This window comes from Paenibacillus sp. JT31N17 (assembly GCF_056269255.1).
Map to the genome: position 1 here is coordinate 90,274 of NZ_JBWDNP010000020.1, position 17,457 is coordinate 107,730.

Here is a 17,457-nt window from a genome sequence, read left to right on the forward strand (position 1 = left end):
GGTGCTTCTTGAGGGATCAACAGTGGCTATTTATATTTCAAAGGAATACATGACAAAGGCTGGCCTGATCATCCATGGAAAATCAGGCCAGCCTTGCTCATATCCGGGCTCTTAGCGCGATGCCGATCTTATCGAATTTAATTGCCGTGACTCAATGCTCCGGAAGAGGAGGTTTGACTTGCACGCCGTGAGAATAAGAAATACATAAAAGTACTGCAGAGTATAACCAAAATCATTAATAGCGTTAAATTGACAAACAACAACGGCTGTTTTCCCACAACGAACGGGTGAAGCTGAAATGTCAGGAAGGAGCCATCCAGCAGTTTGGCCGCGACGGCTGTCCCCAGCGCTTGCGCAATAAACATGCCTAGACTGAATATTCCCATGCCGATTCCAATCTGATCCCTGCGAAGCGTTGAAGACACGCTTTCGGTTATTGACGTTTGAGCAAAAGCATATCCCGTGTTCATGACCACCAAGGCCGCCGCTATCCACCATACCCATTGATCAATGCTGATCCAAATCAGTGCGAAGCCAAGAGAGATCAGCCCCAAACCGGTGAACGTAACATACCTGGCCCCTCTTTTCACAACGATATCGCCAGCTATTTTCCCGCACAACGCTGCGCAGATTGCGCCAGGAAACATGACCACGCCTATCGTCTCGGCACTTAAAGCGTAGATCTGAGAAAGCATCAACGGCAGCAGAAACATCATCGTCATAATGGCGCTGAACATAAGAAATCCGATAATAACACCGATTCTGTACAAGGGATTTCTAAAGAGCGCAGTCTCAAGAAATGGATTCGCGCGTACCCGGACATGAATGGCAAACCAAATGCCTGCAGCGAGACTCCCCGCAAGGTACGCCACATTCAATCGTGTCAAAAACAGCATCAATCCTGAGACCGTCAAACTAATAAGAACAGCGCCAAGAAAATCGAATTTCCCTTGCTTCTTCTCCTCGACGGGAAGAATTTTCAAGAAAAAGGGAATGGCCGCAAGCGTAAATACCGGAATTAAAAATAAGTACGCCCAGTGTACGAGGCCGGTAATGTATCCGCCGAGTACAGGTCCTGCCGCAACGCCGAAGGAGAATGCCGATGTCACCAAACCGAACATTTTCTTGCGGCCTGTGGCCGTAAAATAGCGGGTAATGATCGTGTTGTTTATTGCCGGGATGGCTGAGGCCCCCAGTCCCTGAATGGCACGAAAGAGAATAACCGTGCTGTAATTGTCATGAAAAATAAAACCGAGAACAGAACTCGCGACATAAATGGCGATCCCAATCACCATAAGATGCTTCGGGCTGAACATGTCGCTAAGCCTGCCAAACACAATAGAGCCGATCCCAAAGAAAAGAATAAAGATGGTGACTACCCAGCTGACTTGGGAAGGAAGTAAATGAAACTGCGCTGCAATACTCGGTGTAGACACATTAAATACCGTTTCATTCAAAACGGAGAAAAAGATGACATAGAGGAGCCAAGGCATAATCCGCCTTATGTCAGCTTCACCCGGTTGAGATGTAGTCTTGGATATCGACATTGAATGCCCCCTTTGAACTGGATTCAATGACTATATTAGACTTTTCCTGGCCGTCAAAATAGTAAAAAACGGACTTCCTCAGTCCGTTCTACACTTGTTTGGGCAGTATCCCGTAATAACGCTTGAAGCTTTTAATGAAATGCGATTGATCATAGTAGCCGTATTTGACTGCAATGTCCGAAAAGCTTGAATAAGCGCCGGCGCAAAGCTCCTGGAGCATGCTTTGAAATCGAACAATTCCCAGCATTTCCTTCGGGCTGAGTCCAAGCTCCTGGGCAAAGGTCCTTCTTAGATGCCGCTCGCTGAAGCTAAGCTTCTCCGCCAGCTCCGATGTTGAAATACTCCCCTTAAAAGCATACATATATTTCATGCTTGCGAGCAGCAGGGAATTGGGTGAACTGCTGCTGGAGCTTAATAAATTCCGCAGCTTGCGTTCAATGATTTCGATCATGTCTGAGGCTGTACCGGCAGCTAAGATCTCCTCAACCATATACAGCCCTTCAACTCCCCATATCTCCTCCAGAAAGACATGCTGTCCGGTAAATGCGGAGACGGGGAATTTCAGAATGGACTGCGCTGATTCCGAAAAAAAGCGAATGCCTAACAAAGATCTGGCACCGGAAATATGCAAGACTTCAAATTGATCCATCAATCCTTCGACAAAGGCGGCCTTCCGGGGGGCCGGCGACCGGCGGTCCACAATTATATCCACGCAGCCATCCGGAATGATCCGGTGTAATTGATTATCGACATCGGCATGAAAGTCAATGGTCCAATAACAACTGACATGCGATGCCAGTTGCTCGCACGGAGCATATTCCCGGTACCTGTAACCGGGGTGCTCCGGCTCCTGCTGAAATATAGGCGATTGAATAGGACGATAATCACTCGTCATCTCCGCTGAAGCACCTCCCTGCCTAACCACCAGTTATAAATCCGTTAATTTAATAAAGCTGGCCATCAGCAGCGGCAATATCGCTATCGTACTGCACGCTTATGCTTGCGGCAATTTCAATTGCTTTCACCATAACGTCCAGGCTCATGCTTGGCAATTGCGGCCGTGCGACAGTTTGGACTGGCAGATAAGGTATATGAATGAAGCCGCCTCGAATATTAGTAAACTCCGTTGCGATCATATGCTGGAGTCCATAAAAAAGATGGTTGCATACAAAAGTACCCGCGCTTTGAGATACAGAGGCTGGTATTCCGGCCTGGCGTATACGTGCTGCAATCGCCTTTACCGGCAAGGATGACCAATACGCTGCCGGGCCGTCTACGACAATTTGCTCATCGATCGGTTGATTTCCCTCGTTGTCCGGGATGCGGGCATCGTCAATATTGATCGCTACTCGTTCGACCGCGATATCGCTTCGGCCGCCGGCTTGTCCGATACAGATGACAACGTCCGGCTTTATATCCAGAAGCATCTGCCTGAGTGATAAAATTGATTTTTTGAACACCGTCGGTATTTGCCTGACCTCCACCTCAAATCCTTCATACATCTTAAGGTGAAAATGGGTGACCGCTTCCCAGGCGGGGTTAATCGCTTCCCCGCCAAACGGATCAAAGCCGGTTAACAGCACTCTACTCATCGCATTCCCTCCACAGTCTGGCTTTAATGTATACTTGTCTCTGCACATCTCGCGGCATATTGCGGGGCCACCAGGCATCAGCAGGATGCATGTTCATAGTAGCTCAATCATACACTATTTTCTCTGCGGGCAGACAAATCATAAACATTTGGAGCAAGACAAAGGAGCAGCTGTGCTGCTCCTTAGCCAAGTAAATGGATAAGAACCGGATCTCTTGAATCGGGTTTGATGTCCGTTTTTAAACGCGGTTACGATTACGGTTGCGGCTGCCATGTCGCTGCTTCTGATTCAGCAGGACCGCAACCCCCATAATGATTACGCATGCGGCAGAGCCTATTTCGTAACCTTGTTCTTTTGCTCCCCATAAACCGCCGATTTCTCCCGCTGCAATCATACATAGTCCGCAAATCATGCCTGCTTTTCCGATCATTCTGAACACTCCCTCGTTTTTCTTATGTATTGATCTTAACGCATCGCCTATTCACAGATTAGTAGCAGTTATCATGGATATGGCATGACAATTGTCACATCAACCATGGGGGGAGTGTCTGGTCATATTTTCCAACGGGACGCTCCCGGCCACGACGGGCTGCAAGTCTTTTTCTTTTCCGTTCATCCATTTCCAGGCTTGCTTCGCCTCTTTTTCAATCTCCAATTGATTCTGGAACATCAGATACTCGGCAGAAAATATATTGATCATATTCGTTCACCTCATTAATCAAAATATTTTGATGAATCAGTGGATCAAACCCTATAATTATAAACGAACGGCAATCTGGAAAAGATACGGTGTTTTCTAGAGTCCTCACACCTCTCACTTCATTCTTCAAAAAAAAGCAATCGAAAAGAAATCAAAGAAAAAGCATAAGATATAATGGAATTATAGTACTTAAAATACGGAGTGAAATACTCTAAATAAGGGGATTTGCAATAATGGGGAATATTTTTAATCATACACATTCAATGGAAATTTTAAGCCGCATCGATAAATTAAGCCCGCAATCACAATCGCAATGGGGACAAATGAATGTTGCCCAAATGCTGGCTCACTGCACATCATTCCAAGACATTCCAATGGGGAATTCTTTTCCACCGAGAGGTTGGGTAGGGGTATTAATCGGAAGGTTTGTGAAACCGCTTTTTTATAACGACAAGCCACTACCCCGCAATATGTCCACTATCCCCACTATTTTGATTGCAGAAGAAAAAGAGTTTGAACAAGAAAAAGAAATACTGAAACAAAATATTATAGCATTTCAGAATAGTGGGCCGGAGAGATGCTCCACTCATCCCCATCCCTTTTTCGGAAAACTTACTCCCGAGCAATGGGGAATCGGAATTTACAAGCACCTGGATCATCATTTAAAACAGTTTGGCGTTTAGCATTTAGATATGAAATTCAACTCTGAGCTATCGTACCCGTTAATTAATATGTCTTGGCTGGTCTTTAGTTATCCGCCAATCCATCCGTCATGATCAAATCCAGGTCCGGCGGGATATATCCTTTCATCCGTCCCATTGTGGCAATTTGCCCCTTGTGATGAAACTCGTGTGTCACGGTTTGTGTGAAAAGCCAGAGCGGTGCAGCTGTAAACTTTTGTCCATTGAACTGACCTTCAATTTGCAAATCCGCTTCAAGCGCGAATCGTTCCAGAAATTCGATAACCAATTGATCGACTTCCGCGAATACACTGCGCATCGCGGCCACATCCACAACCGTTTCCAATCTCCTATCGCAAGAGCGGCCCATACCGAACTCACCGAGCCAAAAAGCGTAGCATTCCGCAACATGGAAATGCGTTTCACGAATCGACCCACGCCCGAACTGCTCAATTTCCGTTATATATTCAGCGTCTGTCAGCCTCTCACAGTAGTTAAACAGGATCCCCCGCGTACGTCTTACATAATCGTATTGCTTGAATAATAGCTCCACCCTGCATCTTCCTTTCTAATATAGAAATTAACTCCTGCCCCACGCTGATTATTCAGTTCCCGCTTCCTGTTAGAATTCCTGCAGACTGGATAAGCATTAACCTAAGGCGCTGTCGGCGAGTCGTTTAAATATTCATCACAATTGCGGTACAGCCCCAGACCGTTCATTACATAGGGACGAACAATGTCTACAAGTAAATCGGCTCGATCATTTTCCCCAACAATTAACCAATAATGGGCAGCTCCATAGATCGCTGAGCCTGTCATGGCCGAAATGATCTTTGTATGATGGCGGTCTGCCATATGGGGGTTATCTCCTTTCAAAAAAATGCCTTCTATTATTTGCTGCAACATCTTCTTTACCTTTTCATCCACAAGCTTAGCAATAGATTGGGAATCCATTCTGCATATCTGATAAAAATATACGATGTAGCGGTGTGTCAGCAAGATCAACTGGCCGCATATTTCATCTGTAAACTCCCGCGCATTCACCACTTGTTCAGGAATCATCTCGCGAAAAGCCTGTTCTGTAATTTCTTCCATCAAAGCATATTTATCTTCATAATGGGCATATAAGGTGGCGCGGTTAATCGTAGCTCTCTGCGCGATATCTTTTATGGTTATCGCATCAAATCCTTTATTCTGCAACAAATCTCTGAATGCTTCCCTAATTAACTGTCGTGTGCGTAAAACTCTTGGATCTTCCTGATTTACCATATCTATATCCCCCTTCTTAAACATCAAATATCAAAGTTTGTTGTCTAGGCAACGTTTTGCTTACTCTGCCGGTTGAAATCCTCCTCATGCTGTACTATTATCGTATCAAACAGATGTTGTTTAAACAACTGTGACTAGTTAGCTGAAAGGAAGGACAATATTGAACATCAAACAACATAGACTTTTGATAGTTGGCGCCGGTGTGATTGGCAGTGTGTACGCACTCAGATTTGCACAGTCGGGACTGGACGTCACAATGCTGGCCCGCGGAAAGAGGCTGGGGGCACTTAAAAGGAACGGACTTCGGTACAACGATAATGGAATGATAAAGCAAATATCGATCAAGACGATTGAGAAGCTTGCAAACGACGACATCTATGATTTCATCTTTGTTCCTGTACGATATGATCAGGCAGAATCTGCCCTGTCTGCGATCAAGAATAATCAGAGCCAAACCATAATCACCTTGACCAATACCATTGGGTATGACCCCTGGCTTGAAATCGTGGGTGATCGGTTACTTCCAGGATTCCCGGGTGCAGGCGGAGACATCAAAGAAGATGTTCTATACGCCCAATTCGGTTCCAAAACTCACCAAGGAACCTTTTTTGGTGAAATAAATGGACAAACGACCGAAAGAGTGAAGGAGCTTGCCAAAATATTGGAAGCAGCGGATTTGCATTATGAAATACAGAAGGACATTCAAGCATTCCATGTTTCGCATGCTGCGCTCGCTGCAGTCAACAAGCACTTCTATACGAATGACGGAATGGTGGATATAGAGACAGCAAGAAGTGAAAGCATTCTAAGCAAGGTCGCCGCAGATATTAAAGAAAATCTTCGCCTGGTAGAGCAAGCCGGAATCCCGGTAATACCGCCCGAGACGAAGTCGATGGGAGAATTGCCTGAGAAAGCTATTATTTCCCGGTACCGCCAGATGCTGAGCAATGACTTTGTGATTGATGTTAAGCTTGGAAACCATGCTGTCAGCAAAAAAACAGAAATACTGTTATTGGATGAGATGTTTCATAGCAAATACACACAATAGAAACAGCGGCAGTCTAAGACTTTTTTCAAGTCCTAGTCCGCCGCAGTTTCTTTTTTTGAGGGGAGTCTGATACTTATTTAGAGGGATGCTTCTAGACTTTTATATAACTTATCTTTCAGTTATGCATCGGGGAGGCTGTTAATAAATCTTCTTCAACAGTTCAAAAACTTCATCTATGGTGAGGCCAAAGGATTTGTAGTATGAAGTGTCGCTAACCATTTGCTTCAAGATCATGTCGTTGCGTATTTGCAGCATCTCATTGGCTGAGAATTCGGCTACAAAACATCCTTTACCCGTTACTGTATTGATCAAACCGCGTCGTTCGAGTTCTTCCCAAGCTTTCTTTACGGTGATGACGCTAATCCGAAGCTCCTGGGCCGCTTGACGAATTGGCGGTAAGCAATAGCCGCTTTCTAACTCGCCTTTCAGAATTTGGGCGCTGATTTGTTCGAAAAGCTGCTGATAAATCGGTTTTTCAGATGTGTTCGAAATAGCTACGTTCATTGTATTTCCACTTTTAGGAACCGTTTAATCGCAATTCGATAAGCAAGCATGGTGAATGCAATAAATATCACGATTCCCGCGATCAGGATGGATGTTTGGAGGGCCATATTGTCAACACCGGTACCACAGAAAATGTCAGCTAAATAAGAATTCTGGATTCCCAGCCATTGCGCAATTCCGGCAAAAAGCATAGCGGACGCAATTGATGCGGTCGTTGCCGCGCCATATTTATACGCTGTCCTGTAATACATGGAGATAAAGATAATGTTAAAGATCGCAAGCATGACAAAACATAGTCCCCAAAAACCCATGTATGGTCCGAAGAAATAGTAGGTCAAATTCGGGTATAAGCGAACCGTTATCATGCCATAGATCATGGCAATCACAATATGCAATAATTCCAGGATGACGATAACGGACACCCTTGCCTTCACCATGTCTTTTTTGGTTACAGGCATCATCGAGGTAAAGATCAAATCGTTCTGAATTCGAAATCCGCCAAACATATTCGGGATCGTGATCCAGCAAAAATACAGAGGAACGAGAAAATATAACCAACCGGGAACAAGCATTAATGCGCCTATGAGAAACGGGAATACGAAAAACATAGGATTTACGCCTAATTTTAAATCCTTCATCACCAAGTTAACCATACATATCCTCCTTCTTCGCAAAATAAATCATGATTTCCTCAAGACTCGGCGTCGTTGCTTTAATGCCGGAAGAGGGATCGAAGTCCCGGGAGTGGATCAATCCCGTAAAGCCGAACGAATTTATTTTATAGGAAATCAACTTCTCCTTCACCAGGTTCAGTTGGCTCTCTTCACCGTTCAGCAAGCGATAGGACTCCATAAATTCGTCTTTCTCAGAACTGTTGATGATTTGCCCGCTTTCGATAAAGGTAATAAAGTCCGCGCATTTTTCCAAGTCGGATGTAATGTGAGTGGAGAAAAGAATACTGATTTCGCCATCTATGACGAGCTCTTGAAAAATATCCAACAGATCATCTCTTGCGACCGGATCGAGTCCGCTTGTTGGTTCATCGAGGATGAGCAGCTTCGCGCCATGTGATAAGGCGAGGGCCAAAGTGTACTTTACTTTCATTCCCGTCGACAAATCGGCAATTTTTTTGTTTTCATCCAATTTGAATCTTCGCAGATAGTTGTAATACGTTTCATCATCCCAATTCTTATAAAATTTCTTAATCACATCGGTCAGTGTTTTCATTTTGCTTCGCATATAAAAATCGATGCCGCCAAATGCCCATCCGATTTCCTGTTTCAAATCCATTTCGTGTTTGGCCATACTCTTGCCCATAATACGGACCTCGCCGCTATCGATATGAACCATATTCAAGATCGATTTGATTGTGGTTGTTTTTCCTGCGCCATTGGCACCGATAAATCCCATAATATAACCCTTTTCCAACTGAAACGAGACATCTTTTAACTGAAAATTTTGATATTTCTTATTTAAATTTCGAATGTCTAATGCCAGCATACGGTACCTCCTTATTAAATTGTGCATGTTGTTCATGCACAATATATCACGAGAGGTTTGTGAAGTCAATGCACCCTAACCGAATTTGCCTACGACAATGATGGTGAATATGTACACTCCACCTAACAAGAAGTTTTCGTTAACTGAACATGCCAAGGAGGAGTGAATAAACCATCTTGAATCAAGAATAAGACAACCATTTATTATCATAATTTAGGAAAAAGAATGAAGGTGATGATAAAATTGAAACTAAACAAAAAACTATTTTTATTTTACACAATCAAGGATCCAACATTTAAAAAAATTATTATTACAGTGCTGCTAAAATTGAAAATAAACAAAAAACTAATTGTATTTTATACGATCAAGGGTTCAACAATTAAAAAAATTATTATTTTTGACATTTTTGTCGGTACTGGAATATATTATATTTTAAAAATAATTATTTCGAGCACTATAATTGCAACTATAGGAAGTCTAATCGGAACGGAAGGAGCTAAGAAACTTAATTTCGTTGACCTCCGGAAGGAGGATGTGATAACCCTGTGACGTTCTCTGTTCATCTGAACCCGTCCGCTATCGTGCCGTTAGTTGGGTTGATCACCTCGCTCTTTAATGACAGTGTCAGCAGAAAACACAGAACCTAATATAGTAAGGAATAACCCGATAAAAAAAGTCCAATTTGTAAAAGCAACAAAGATTAACACCTTTTCTAATCGTCTTAATCCCATTAAACCTATACCCGAAACCAATATTGCGAGTTCAATATTTCTGCCTCCTTTGCTACATGCGTTTTTTATCATTGGCAAATAAACATATTCATAGCTGTCTGTATCCCATGAATCATTCTCCGATAGCGTTTCTGCGTTATCCTGCACGTTACTTCAACAAACCAAAAAGGAGCTGCCCCGAAGTAAGCAACTCCACTATCGTTAAATAATTTATTACAATTTAGATAATACCTCGCCAATATTACTCCACTCATATATAAGGAGATTCAGTTCACCAGAACCACCGATATTATTACTTTCTCTTTTTCCGCAATCCGCAAATCCTACGATTTCTCCCTCATTATTTAATGCGACAAACACATAATTTCCCTTTTTAGAGATATTACGGTCCCACAAGTCCTTTCGTTGGTCATAAGACAGGTTCTTTAAAAACTCATCCGGAATAATGTTTGTATAAGTAGATTTCCAGCTATCGACGTGAACCTTTGCAATACCCTTTGCATCCTCTAAACAAGCTTTTCTTATGTACATTGAATCTCCTCCTCCCGCGCAGCTTCCCGATCCCAGAGCTCCTCAAGCGTTGGATGATTTCCTGCCGTGGTCTCCAAAGCTGCCGCTGACTTGTCGCGTGTTCAAAGCTTGATTCCAGCATAGCTAAGCCCACAGCTTGAGACAAGATGCGGGCTATTTGACGCTTAAAAAATGAACAAAGAACAAGTATATGAACAATTCATGGAAAATAAAGCAGGGGCATACTGACGAGCGTCGAATCTATAATTGAAAAATCCGGTTCATAATTCAGTATGATGAATCGTTACACTCACCCCATTTAAGGAGGTTTGAAACATTGAAGGTCCATCGTCTCCTTTCTATCGTTATGCATCTGCTAAGCCGTAAAAGAATGAGCGGACAGGAGCTGGCCGATTTGTTCGAGGTATCCCTGCGGACCATCTATCGTGACCTGGAAACCATCAATAGCGCCGGGATCCCAATCATCTCTTATTCCGGCACGAACGGCGGTTATGAGATCATGGAGCAATATCATATCGACAGACAAATCGTCACATTCGAAGACCTCCATTCCATTATGAATGCGCTAAAAGGCATTCAATCTTCTCTTGATGATCCTGATCTGGCCGATCTGATGGTGAAAGTTGGCGCACTTGTGACCAAATCTGAGCACAGCCGGCTTGAGGAAGCTGGCGAAACACTCATATTCGATACGAACATATGGCGAGGCGGCCATGTAGACAGGTCTATGATTGCAAGGCTCCGGCAGGCAGCCAGGAATCGATTCGTCGTTCTTTTCGTGTATACGAATTCCGAAGGGATGGGAGAGCTGCGGACTGTGGAACCCATCGGCTTGGCGTGGAAAGGCTATGCCTGGTACTTATACGCCTATTGCAGGCTTCGAAGCGACTATCGAACCTTCAGATTATCCCGGTTGAAAGAACTTGTTGTATCGGATGAAAGGTTCATGCGCAGAAATATGAGCTTGGAGGAACTTGACGTCAAATGGGGTAAACAACAAGATACGGCGAATCTGATAAGCATGGTGCTGCGCTTCCACCCCCGGGCGCGAGTCAAGGTCGAAGAGTATTTCCCTCCTGAGGAAATTACTATCGCAGAGGATGGCTATTTCATCGTGAGAACGGAGCATGCCGAGGATGTATGGTTATATGGAACCTTGCTGAGTTATGGTATAGATGTTACGGTCATCGAGCCGAAGCATTTGGCCGATAGCATCAAAGAACGCTCACTACAGATTTATAGCCTTTACGAATAAAGGTTTCACACTGCTGAGGACGCTTTGCCATAGCTTCGGATCTGATGCGATTCTTCGCTTGATCGTCCGAAACTTTGCGCTTCACTAAAACCGTTTGTTTCGGTTGGAGGCAGATGCCCCTTCAAGGAACCCATCCATGTCTGCATCTCCGGTGATCTTGGCCCCCAGCCGAACTGTTCTTGACCTTCTGCATTCAGAAAGATGAAGTAGGAATCATTCGGGATGTTCCCTTCGTCAGATAAGGGCAGCATCTCCGCACCAATCCGCCGTCAATACGATTCCTTTCCAGTTTCACCCAGCTAATTGCTTGAATTTTTTCAGATCTTCTTCACGGAATTTAATCTTTTCAATTTGTTGCATTTCCTGCTGATTCAGCCTCATGCCGTCGCAATACTGTTCAAACGTTCCGTCTTCCAATAACATCAATATTCACTCCCATTTATATTAAAGTGAAGAAAGCGTGCATCTTTAACCGTCAACATAAAGAGCACGCCTTCATTTATGTTTAAACCGGGGCTTCCATCCCCATGCTGATCCACTCTTCTTTGGAAGGACCGTAAATTCCGATAACAGGAAGTCCCGCTTGGCGCATCAAGACGGTTAACTGTCCACGGTGGTGAATTTCGTGCTTGAGGAAGATCGCTAACGTGAAACCGTTCTTCCATTGTTGACCGAACATATTCACTGATTCCTGCAGCTTCTCATTCGTCCACTGTATCTGCACCGCCTCGATGAGGGCAGCGGAAGCGGCGCGATACGCTTGAACAATCTCCGCTGCGGATTCAGGAGCCATGCTGTGCTCGGGCGGCGCTTCGAAATCGAGACCAGCCGGTTTCAGAATGCCGCCTGATGGCACCAGATGCCATGCCAGAGTTCCGAGCGTACGGACGCCTGATGCGATCTCTTGCTTCAATGACGCGTCCGTCAAGGAACTCAGAAGTTGCTGCGTAAACTTGGACTCATTCTGGTACTCGGTAACGAAGCTTTGAACGGATTGATACATAGGGGAAAACCTCCTAATTTGGTCTTTGTTGTTTGTTGAGTTATTTGAAAACTCATTTGCAATTCCTATTATAAGAAGCTCCGACTGACAACTGTGTGTCAGCAAATTTTAAATCAAACAAAAGAACGGTAAGAATGAAGCAAGCGTCAGATAGCCCACATCTTGAGGACAAGGTGTGGGCTATTTGACGCTTAAAATGAAAAAGTACTCGAATGGCTTTATTGCCATTAAATTTGGGTGATTACATTTTTGTGGCAGCTGAAAAAAGATAATGTTTGTTCAACTAACGAAGCATGTTAGTTTAATATCAAAAAAATCTGAATCCATATATGTCTAACCATATTTAACTTCCCTATCGAGCACATATAGTAATAAATAACCAAATATCAAGCCGCTTATTGTATGGGCTGTTGTTCCTGAAGTAATCAACAGGTAGCTGAAAGGTAAATAAGATATAGATAAATCAAACCAATATAAAAGTGGAAATATGGAAACATAGAGTGATGGTAAGCCGAAAACACAAAGCTTAATCCAATTTATCTTCCATTCTCCAGCTTTCCGCAGTAGTTCAAAGACTCTTAGTAACCCGAGCAGTATTCCAAAGCAAATAGGAAAAAGAACAGAAAAGACTAAACTAGGTTTAAGTTGAAACGTCGTACGTACTTCTACTTGCAAATGGTATTGATATTTCAACCCGAATATAAAAGCTAAGATCACAACTACTAAGTAACTTAAATAAATAAGCAAGTTATTAACCCAAACCTTCTTCATTAATTCACCTCTTCTTTTCTTGATTTTAACATGTAAATCCCCAATTTAGATAATATTTCCCATCTCTAATTGTATCGGTAACTCCATAATGCTCCGCATATTGGTTTAATAATTTGATAGCTGAAGGCAGTAAATCAATGCAATGCACCTTTCCGTTATACGCTTGAATTTGTTGAGCAATTGGTATGCTGTTTCTTCCGACCCCACATCCAAGATCAAGTACTTGAATTTTGTTTTTTTCTATATGTGTTAAATTTTCGAGTACAACTTTCACTGGACGGGAAAGCCAGCTGCCAGATTGGAATAACTTAGTCTCAGCATAAAACTTATCATGATATTTGATTTCTTTACTTCGTGCACGATTGAATACATTCACTGCATCGTCCCCTTAAGAAAATCTATGTCTATATATTCGGATGAAATCGTTCCAATCCCTTTACGAATTAATCCAGTTATTCTGCTCTACTGCCCGTCACTTCAATAAAAATAGGGAGCAGCTGCTACGGCAATCTGCTCCCTGTATCGTTTCAAGTCCTTTTTACCATGTTCTGATTATAACCAAGGACCGCTTTAATCAATGCAGTATCGAAATAATATGGAAATGCTTCTATAACTAAATTGTCCTTCATTTTTAAGATTTGGGCGAAAGGTAATCGGACTTCTTTTTCAGATAGTCTTGCCGTAGCCACTAGAGTACACCCCATAAATAGGGTGTCCCCATCAAGAGTAGCAAGCATGTTCTCAATATTCATGGAACTCCATGTATTATGCATAGTTTTAAAGAGTCTTCCGAGCTCTTCATAACCGCACCAATCGCCAGGATAAGGAAGAGATTCAGGTTCATGAACCACGATGCCGTGGTGGAAGGCAGATTTAATACCGCTAAAGTCACTTCCATCCGAACGCATAAATTCCATTTCAGCTTCAAACATTCGATTTAATATTTCCGTTGCCTTAGTGCTGTTGTCGCTAAATGTACCACTCATGCATGAAACCCACCCTTCATTTTGACCGCTACGTTTTAATAATAGAACATGGGAACTTCGATTTGTTGCTATTACATTCGCTACGGCGTTGATGCTGAAGTTTATATACGGAACAAAAGGCTGCCACGCGGCAGCCTTTTCGATATTGATTTTTCCCTTCCTGGGGCTACCCAGGGGCCGATTATTAAAAGGGTTGACGGCTTCTTTAGAATGGTTTAAGGATCATAAGCACGATTATGGCAATCATAAGCAGCTGTGACGCCGTCTCGATTGGTACGATCTTTTTCATCAATCGACCGAGCTCGGAGGGTACTTCATCCCCTTTGCTTTGACCTATAGATACAATCTCCATGATCTTTTTCATGCGCGGCCCGATCAATCCCTCGATCGTGGCGACCATGAGCAGAGATAAAAGGATCGATATATTTAGCCATATTTGGGACAACCCCATCTTCGTTATGATCATAAGCCAAACCCCGGTAATCATAAGCATGGCTCCGCCAATTTTTGGCAGGATGGCAAGCTTGTTCGTTACATCAAAAGCAAAGCGCAACTGGCCGACGGTTCTCGCGGACCTTCGAATGACGGGTACCACTAAAGCGGGACCGATTACCGCGATAGAAGCCAATATGTGCAAAACGAGGATCCATCCAAACAAACTCACCATCTCCCTTTCTGCTCCCTAGCACACCGGAATCTCGCTTTGATAGGCGAGTCCGACCCTTTTCCTCTTAAAAGGCCCTCCGAGCTCGATATGGTCCAGCATGCATTTCACGACATCATCATAAGCAACATCCAGCTCTTGAAGCCGGCTGAACAAGTAACCGGCTATATCGGCCTCGGATAATTCCTTGATCGTCTTCGGAATTGCTATGGGCAAGGTTTCCGTTGTTACATGCAGATGAACCGACGCCGGAGGTTCTATCGAATCAATCATAGTTCCCGGACACATAATTGACCAATCAAGCTCAGACTGCAGCAGTCGTTCAAAATTCCGGTTGTGATTTTTATACGCAGGCGGGAATCCGGGCAGATTGTTGCCAATGAGATCCGTATATGGAATATCCAGCAGGCCGGCACCTCCCATTACCCATACCCTCCCGGAAAAACTAGGGTGGATTTCACATTGGCTTATAATGTTATCAACGAGACGAACGAACTCGTCTCCTTGACCTGCATGACCGGCAGCAATAATAGCGGCGTCTTGATGCGAGAGCGCCTCGCCGACGCTTACCGGGTTTATGATATCGTCCACGATCACCTTCACATGTTTGGCGGAACGCTCTCCTTGCTGTTCATAAAACTTCTCGGAGTTCCGCACGAATGCGGTCATTTCATGTCCCATTTTACACCCTTGCACAAGCGCTCTTCTCCCCGTATTTCCCGTTGCTCCGAAAACAATAATTTTCATCGTTTTTTCCTCCTTGTATAAGTGACTCCCGATATTTCATCTCTGATTGACTCAAGCTTAGCATCGTTTAAAGGTCTTGATAAGAACCCACTTTAATGTAGGGTCCTTACTTAAAAGTAAGCAATAAGCAGAAAGGGTTATCCATGTTGGTCCACGGCGAAAATCTTAAAGGAAGATTGACTGTAAATAGCAAAAGCTGCCAGGGAAAATCCCGTGGCAGCTTTTGTTATGAGTCCTTGAATTCGTGTGCAAATGAATTGAACCGGCTTTAAGAAGCAGATTCTTCATATTTCCGCTTATTATGGCTTTCTCCCCAAGCACACATGACTTCTGCTACAGGAATCAATGTTTTACCATATTCACTCAGGGAATATTCTACTTTTGGAGGGACGGTGGGGTAGACCGTTCTATCGATTATGCCCTCTCGTTCCAAGTCCCGTAGATGTTGTGAAAGCATTTTTTGAGAAACATCAGGTATAAGCTTTTCCAGATCGTTGAATCGCTTATTGGATTGTATCAATTGCCATAAAATCATTGGTTTCCATTTGCCGCCCAGAACATGAATGATTGTCTCCACTGGACATTCAAGCTGATGGATCATTGATAAATCATCCCCTTACCTTTAAGTAAGTTCATTACCCTAAAGTATACACTTAACAAAGTGCTAATGAAATGGGGTTATTCTCCTCTATAACTACCCGTTCAACGAAGAATGGCCTTTTCCTTTTTATTTCCAACCTGTAAAAGGATTATTTGTCCACTATATAGAATTACAATAATCAAAGGTGAGAATCCGTAATGAAAGCGGTGCTTTTAACATGTTTGGGATCTTTGGCGTGTCTGGTCTTTCGTTCTTGCTTGTGGCATTATTAACACCTCTACTCATTAGGGGGCTGCGAGTTCTAAAGCTAACGCAACCGATTCGATCTGAGTTGCCTCCTGATCATCAAGCCAAACGGGGAACACCACTGATGGCTGGCTTGATCTTGCTTATCGGTGTAGTAACGTCACTACAGTTTCATCCCGCCCCAATGATGTTCTTTTTATGCGTTACGTTTCTCTTATTCAGCTCAGTCGGCTTTATGGATGATTTCAAAAAGGCAGCATGGCAAGATCCATCCGGTATCTCTGGACGGACGAAACTTGTGTTTCAATTCGCATTTACTGGTGTGCTGCTTTTCACATTGTTCAGTTCGTTCTCGCTGACCAGTGACATTACGTTGTTCCACGGATTTCAACTACACCTGCCCGTTTACGTATACATCATAATAATGCTCCTATTTGTAGTTGGTTCAGCGAACGCCATCAATTTTACGGATGGTCTAGACGGGCTATTGATCAATGTTGCGATCCCAACTTATTTTTTCTTCTTTCTGATCTCAGACAAACCTGAAGTACAAACATTTTCGCTCGTAATGATTGGCTGTCTACTCGGTTTATTTCTGTATAATATTTATCCCGCTCGAGCGTTTATGGGGGATACTGGATCACTCGCAATTGGAGGCTCGCTTTCCCTTTTAGCGGTTATTGAAAAGGTTGAAATTTTAATACCAATCCTGTTTTCAGTCTATCTGGCTGAACAATTATCAGTCATTTTGCAAGTCTGGTACTATAAACGCACAAAATTGCGTCTATTCAAGATGGCTCCGATACATTATCATTTCAGTCTAAAATATGGATGGAGCGAGAATAAGATCGTCATGGTGTTTGGTTTCATCTCCTGGGCTTCTGCTCTCATTTGTTGGATTATTTGGAAGTTCGTCCTTTAACATTGCAAGGACTTCCACAACAAAAAACGAAAAGCTTTTTAGCTAAAAGTGAAGTGCACCCCTTAGAATAGACATTGGAAAAACCCCCTGGTTATTCCGATGAATTCTAAGGGGTGCATTTTTATGGCGATTAAAGGACAAAAGTATCAATACTATCCAG

General features: G+C 43.4%; 23 protein-coding genes. 4 read left to right on the forward strand and 19 right to left on the reverse strand.

What is annotated here, in order from left to right; all coding sequences use genetic code 11:
• Positions 1-137: 137 nt before the first annotated feature.
• The 5 genes from AC0YOB_RS34445 to AC0YOB_RS34465 all read right to left on the reverse strand — a co-directional run bounded on the left by AC0YOB_RS34445 (position 138) and on the right by AC0YOB_RS34465 (position 3,839).
• Positions 138-1,547: an MFS transporter gene (locus AC0YOB_RS34445; RefSeq protein ID WP_475796622.1), complete on the reverse strand. Its 1,410-nt coding sequence runs from the start codon at positions 1,545-1,547 to the stop codon at positions 138-140.
• Positions 1,548-1,635: 88 nt separating this feature from the next.
• Positions 1,636-2,442, reverse strand: a complete 807-nt coding sequence (locus AC0YOB_RS34450) for a DUF6597 domain-containing transcriptional factor (RefSeq protein ID WP_475796623.1) — start codon at positions 2,440-2,442, stop codon at positions 1,636-1,638.
• A 49-nt stretch (positions 2,443-2,491) separates the two neighbouring features.
• On the reverse strand, positions 2,492-3,139 hold the full coding sequence (pcp, locus tag AC0YOB_RS34455; RefSeq protein ID WP_475796624.1) for a pyroglutamyl-peptidase I: 648 nt from the start codon (positions 3,137-3,139) through the stop codon (positions 2,492-2,494).
• Positions 3,140-3,377: 238 nt separating this feature from the next.
• Positions 3,378-3,569 (reverse strand): hypothetical protein, encoded by a 192-nt coding sequence (locus tag AC0YOB_RS34460; protein WP_475796625.1) that lies wholly within the window; start codon positions 3,567-3,569, stop codon positions 3,378-3,380.
• Positions 3,570-3,668: 99 nt separating this feature from the next.
• A complete protein-coding gene (locus AC0YOB_RS34465; protein WP_475796626.1) occupies positions 3,669-3,839 on the reverse strand; it encodes a hypothetical protein in 171 nt (56 codons plus the stop codon).
• Positions 3,840-4,072: 233 nt separating this feature from the next.
• Here AC0YOB_RS34465 and AC0YOB_RS34470 point away from each other — a divergent pair, with 233 nt between their 5' ends.
• On the forward strand, positions 4,073-4,522 hold the full coding sequence (locus AC0YOB_RS34470) for a DUF1569 domain-containing protein (RefSeq protein WP_475796627.1): 450 nt from the start codon (positions 4,073-4,075) through the stop codon (positions 4,520-4,522).
• 64 nt (positions 4,523-4,586) lie between these two features.
• Here AC0YOB_RS34470 and AC0YOB_RS34475 read toward each other — a convergent pair whose 3' ends face one another.
• Together AC0YOB_RS34475 and AC0YOB_RS34480 are read right to left on the reverse strand one after the other, a co-directional pair.
• The gene (locus AC0YOB_RS34475; protein ID WP_475796628.1) at positions 4,587-5,072 is read right to left on the reverse strand and encodes a DinB family protein; all 486 of its coding nucleotides are present in this window, start codon (positions 5,070-5,072) and stop codon (positions 4,587-4,589) included.
• Positions 5,073-5,173: 101 nt separating this feature from the next.
• Entirely contained in the window at positions 5,174-5,788 is a 615-nt protein-coding gene (locus tag AC0YOB_RS34480) for a TetR/AcrR family transcriptional regulator (protein WP_475796629.1), read from the reverse strand.
• Positions 5,789-5,948: 160 nt separating this feature from the next.
• On the opposite strand from AC0YOB_RS34480, the gene AC0YOB_RS34485 reads away from it, so the two are divergent.
• The gene (locus tag AC0YOB_RS34485) at positions 5,949-6,836 is read left to right on the forward strand and encodes a ketopantoate reductase family protein (RefSeq protein WP_475796630.1); all 888 of its coding nucleotides are present in this window, start codon (positions 5,949-5,951) and stop codon (positions 6,834-6,836) included.
• Between the two features lie 138 nt (positions 6,837-6,974).
• Here AC0YOB_RS34485 and AC0YOB_RS34490 read toward each other — a convergent pair whose 3' ends face one another.
• From AC0YOB_RS34490 to AC0YOB_RS34505, 4 genes are all read right to left on the reverse strand, one after another.
• Entirely contained in the window at positions 6,975-7,340 is a 366-nt protein-coding gene (locus tag AC0YOB_RS34490; protein ID WP_475796631.1) for a GntR family transcriptional regulator, read from the reverse strand.
• Entirely contained in the window at positions 7,337-7,993 is a 657-nt protein-coding gene (locus AC0YOB_RS34495; protein WP_475796632.1) for an ABC-2 transporter permease, read from the reverse strand. The genes AC0YOB_RS34490 and AC0YOB_RS34495 overlap by 4 nt, the downstream gene beginning before the upstream one ends.
• A complete protein-coding gene (locus tag AC0YOB_RS34500; protein WP_475796633.1) occupies positions 7,986-8,840 on the reverse strand; it encodes an ABC transporter ATP-binding protein in 855 nt (284 codons plus the stop codon). Before AC0YOB_RS34500 ends, AC0YOB_RS34495 begins: the two co-directional genes overlap by 8 nt.
• Positions 8,841-9,784: 944 nt before the next feature.
• Entirely contained in the window at positions 9,785-10,102 is a 318-nt protein-coding gene (locus tag AC0YOB_RS34505) for an N-acetyltransferase family protein (RefSeq protein WP_475796634.1), read from the reverse strand.
• 316 nt (positions 10,103-10,418) lie between these two features.
• Here AC0YOB_RS34505 and AC0YOB_RS34510 point away from each other — a divergent pair, with 316 nt between their 5' ends.
• Positions 10,419-11,357 carry a helix-turn-helix transcriptional regulator gene (locus AC0YOB_RS34510; RefSeq protein WP_475796635.1) on the forward strand — a complete coding sequence of 313 codons (939 nt, stop codon included), beginning with the start codon at positions 10,419-10,421 and terminating at the stop codon, positions 11,355-11,357.
• A gap of 291 nt (positions 11,358-11,648) precedes the next feature.
• Here the strand turns inward: AC0YOB_RS34510 and AC0YOB_RS34515 are convergent, their stop codons facing one another.
• The 8 genes from AC0YOB_RS34515 to AC0YOB_RS34550 all read right to left on the reverse strand — a co-directional run bounded on the left by AC0YOB_RS34515 (position 11,649) and on the right by AC0YOB_RS34550 (position 16,129).
• Positions 11,649-11,780, reverse strand: coding sequence for a hypothetical protein (locus AC0YOB_RS34515; protein ID WP_475796636.1), 132 nt, complete (start codon positions 11,778-11,780; stop codon positions 11,649-11,651).
• Positions 11,781-11,862: 82 nt separating this feature from the next.
• On the reverse strand, positions 11,863-12,360 hold the full coding sequence (locus AC0YOB_RS34520) for a DinB family protein (protein ID WP_475796637.1): 498 nt from the start codon (positions 12,358-12,360) through the stop codon (positions 11,863-11,865).
• Positions 12,361-12,693: 333 nt separating this feature from the next.
• Positions 12,694-13,131 carry a hypothetical protein gene (locus AC0YOB_RS34525; protein ID WP_475796638.1) on the reverse strand — a complete coding sequence of 146 codons (438 nt, stop codon included), beginning with the start codon at positions 13,129-13,131 and terminating at the stop codon, positions 12,694-12,696.
• Between the two features lie 25 nt (positions 13,132-13,156).
• Positions 13,157-13,507: a class I SAM-dependent methyltransferase gene (locus tag AC0YOB_RS34530; protein ID WP_475796639.1), complete on the reverse strand. Its 351-nt coding sequence runs from the start codon at positions 13,505-13,507 to the stop codon at positions 13,157-13,159.
• Positions 13,508-13,658: 151 nt separating this feature from the next.
• Positions 13,659-14,117 carry a nuclear transport factor 2 family protein gene (locus tag AC0YOB_RS34535; RefSeq protein WP_475796640.1) on the reverse strand — a complete coding sequence of 153 codons (459 nt, stop codon included), beginning with the start codon at positions 14,115-14,117 and terminating at the stop codon, positions 13,659-13,661.
• A gap of 205 nt (positions 14,118-14,322) precedes the next feature.
• The gene (locus tag AC0YOB_RS34540; RefSeq protein WP_475796641.1) at positions 14,323-14,784 is read right to left on the reverse strand and encodes a DUF2269 family protein; all 462 of its coding nucleotides are present in this window, start codon (positions 14,782-14,784) and stop codon (positions 14,323-14,325) included.
• A gap of 15 nt (positions 14,785-14,799) precedes the next feature.
• On the reverse strand, positions 14,800-15,528 hold the full coding sequence (locus AC0YOB_RS34545; RefSeq protein WP_475796642.1) for an NAD(P)-dependent oxidoreductase: 729 nt from the start codon (positions 15,526-15,528) through the stop codon (positions 14,800-14,802).
• A 268-nt stretch (positions 15,529-15,796) separates the two neighbouring features.
• Positions 15,797-16,129 carry a winged helix-turn-helix transcriptional regulator gene (locus AC0YOB_RS34550; RefSeq protein WP_475796643.1) on the reverse strand — a complete coding sequence of 111 codons (333 nt, stop codon included), beginning with the start codon at positions 16,127-16,129 and terminating at the stop codon, positions 15,797-15,799.
• A gap of 217 nt (positions 16,130-16,346) precedes the next feature.
• On the opposite strand from AC0YOB_RS34550, the gene mraY reads away from it, so the two are divergent.
• Positions 16,347-17,297, forward strand: a complete 951-nt coding sequence (gene mraY, locus AC0YOB_RS34555; RefSeq protein WP_475796644.1) for a phospho-N-acetylmuramoyl-pentapeptide-transferase — start codon at positions 16,347-16,349, stop codon at positions 17,295-17,297.
• The last annotated feature ends 160 nt before the right edge of the window (positions 17,298-17,457 follow it).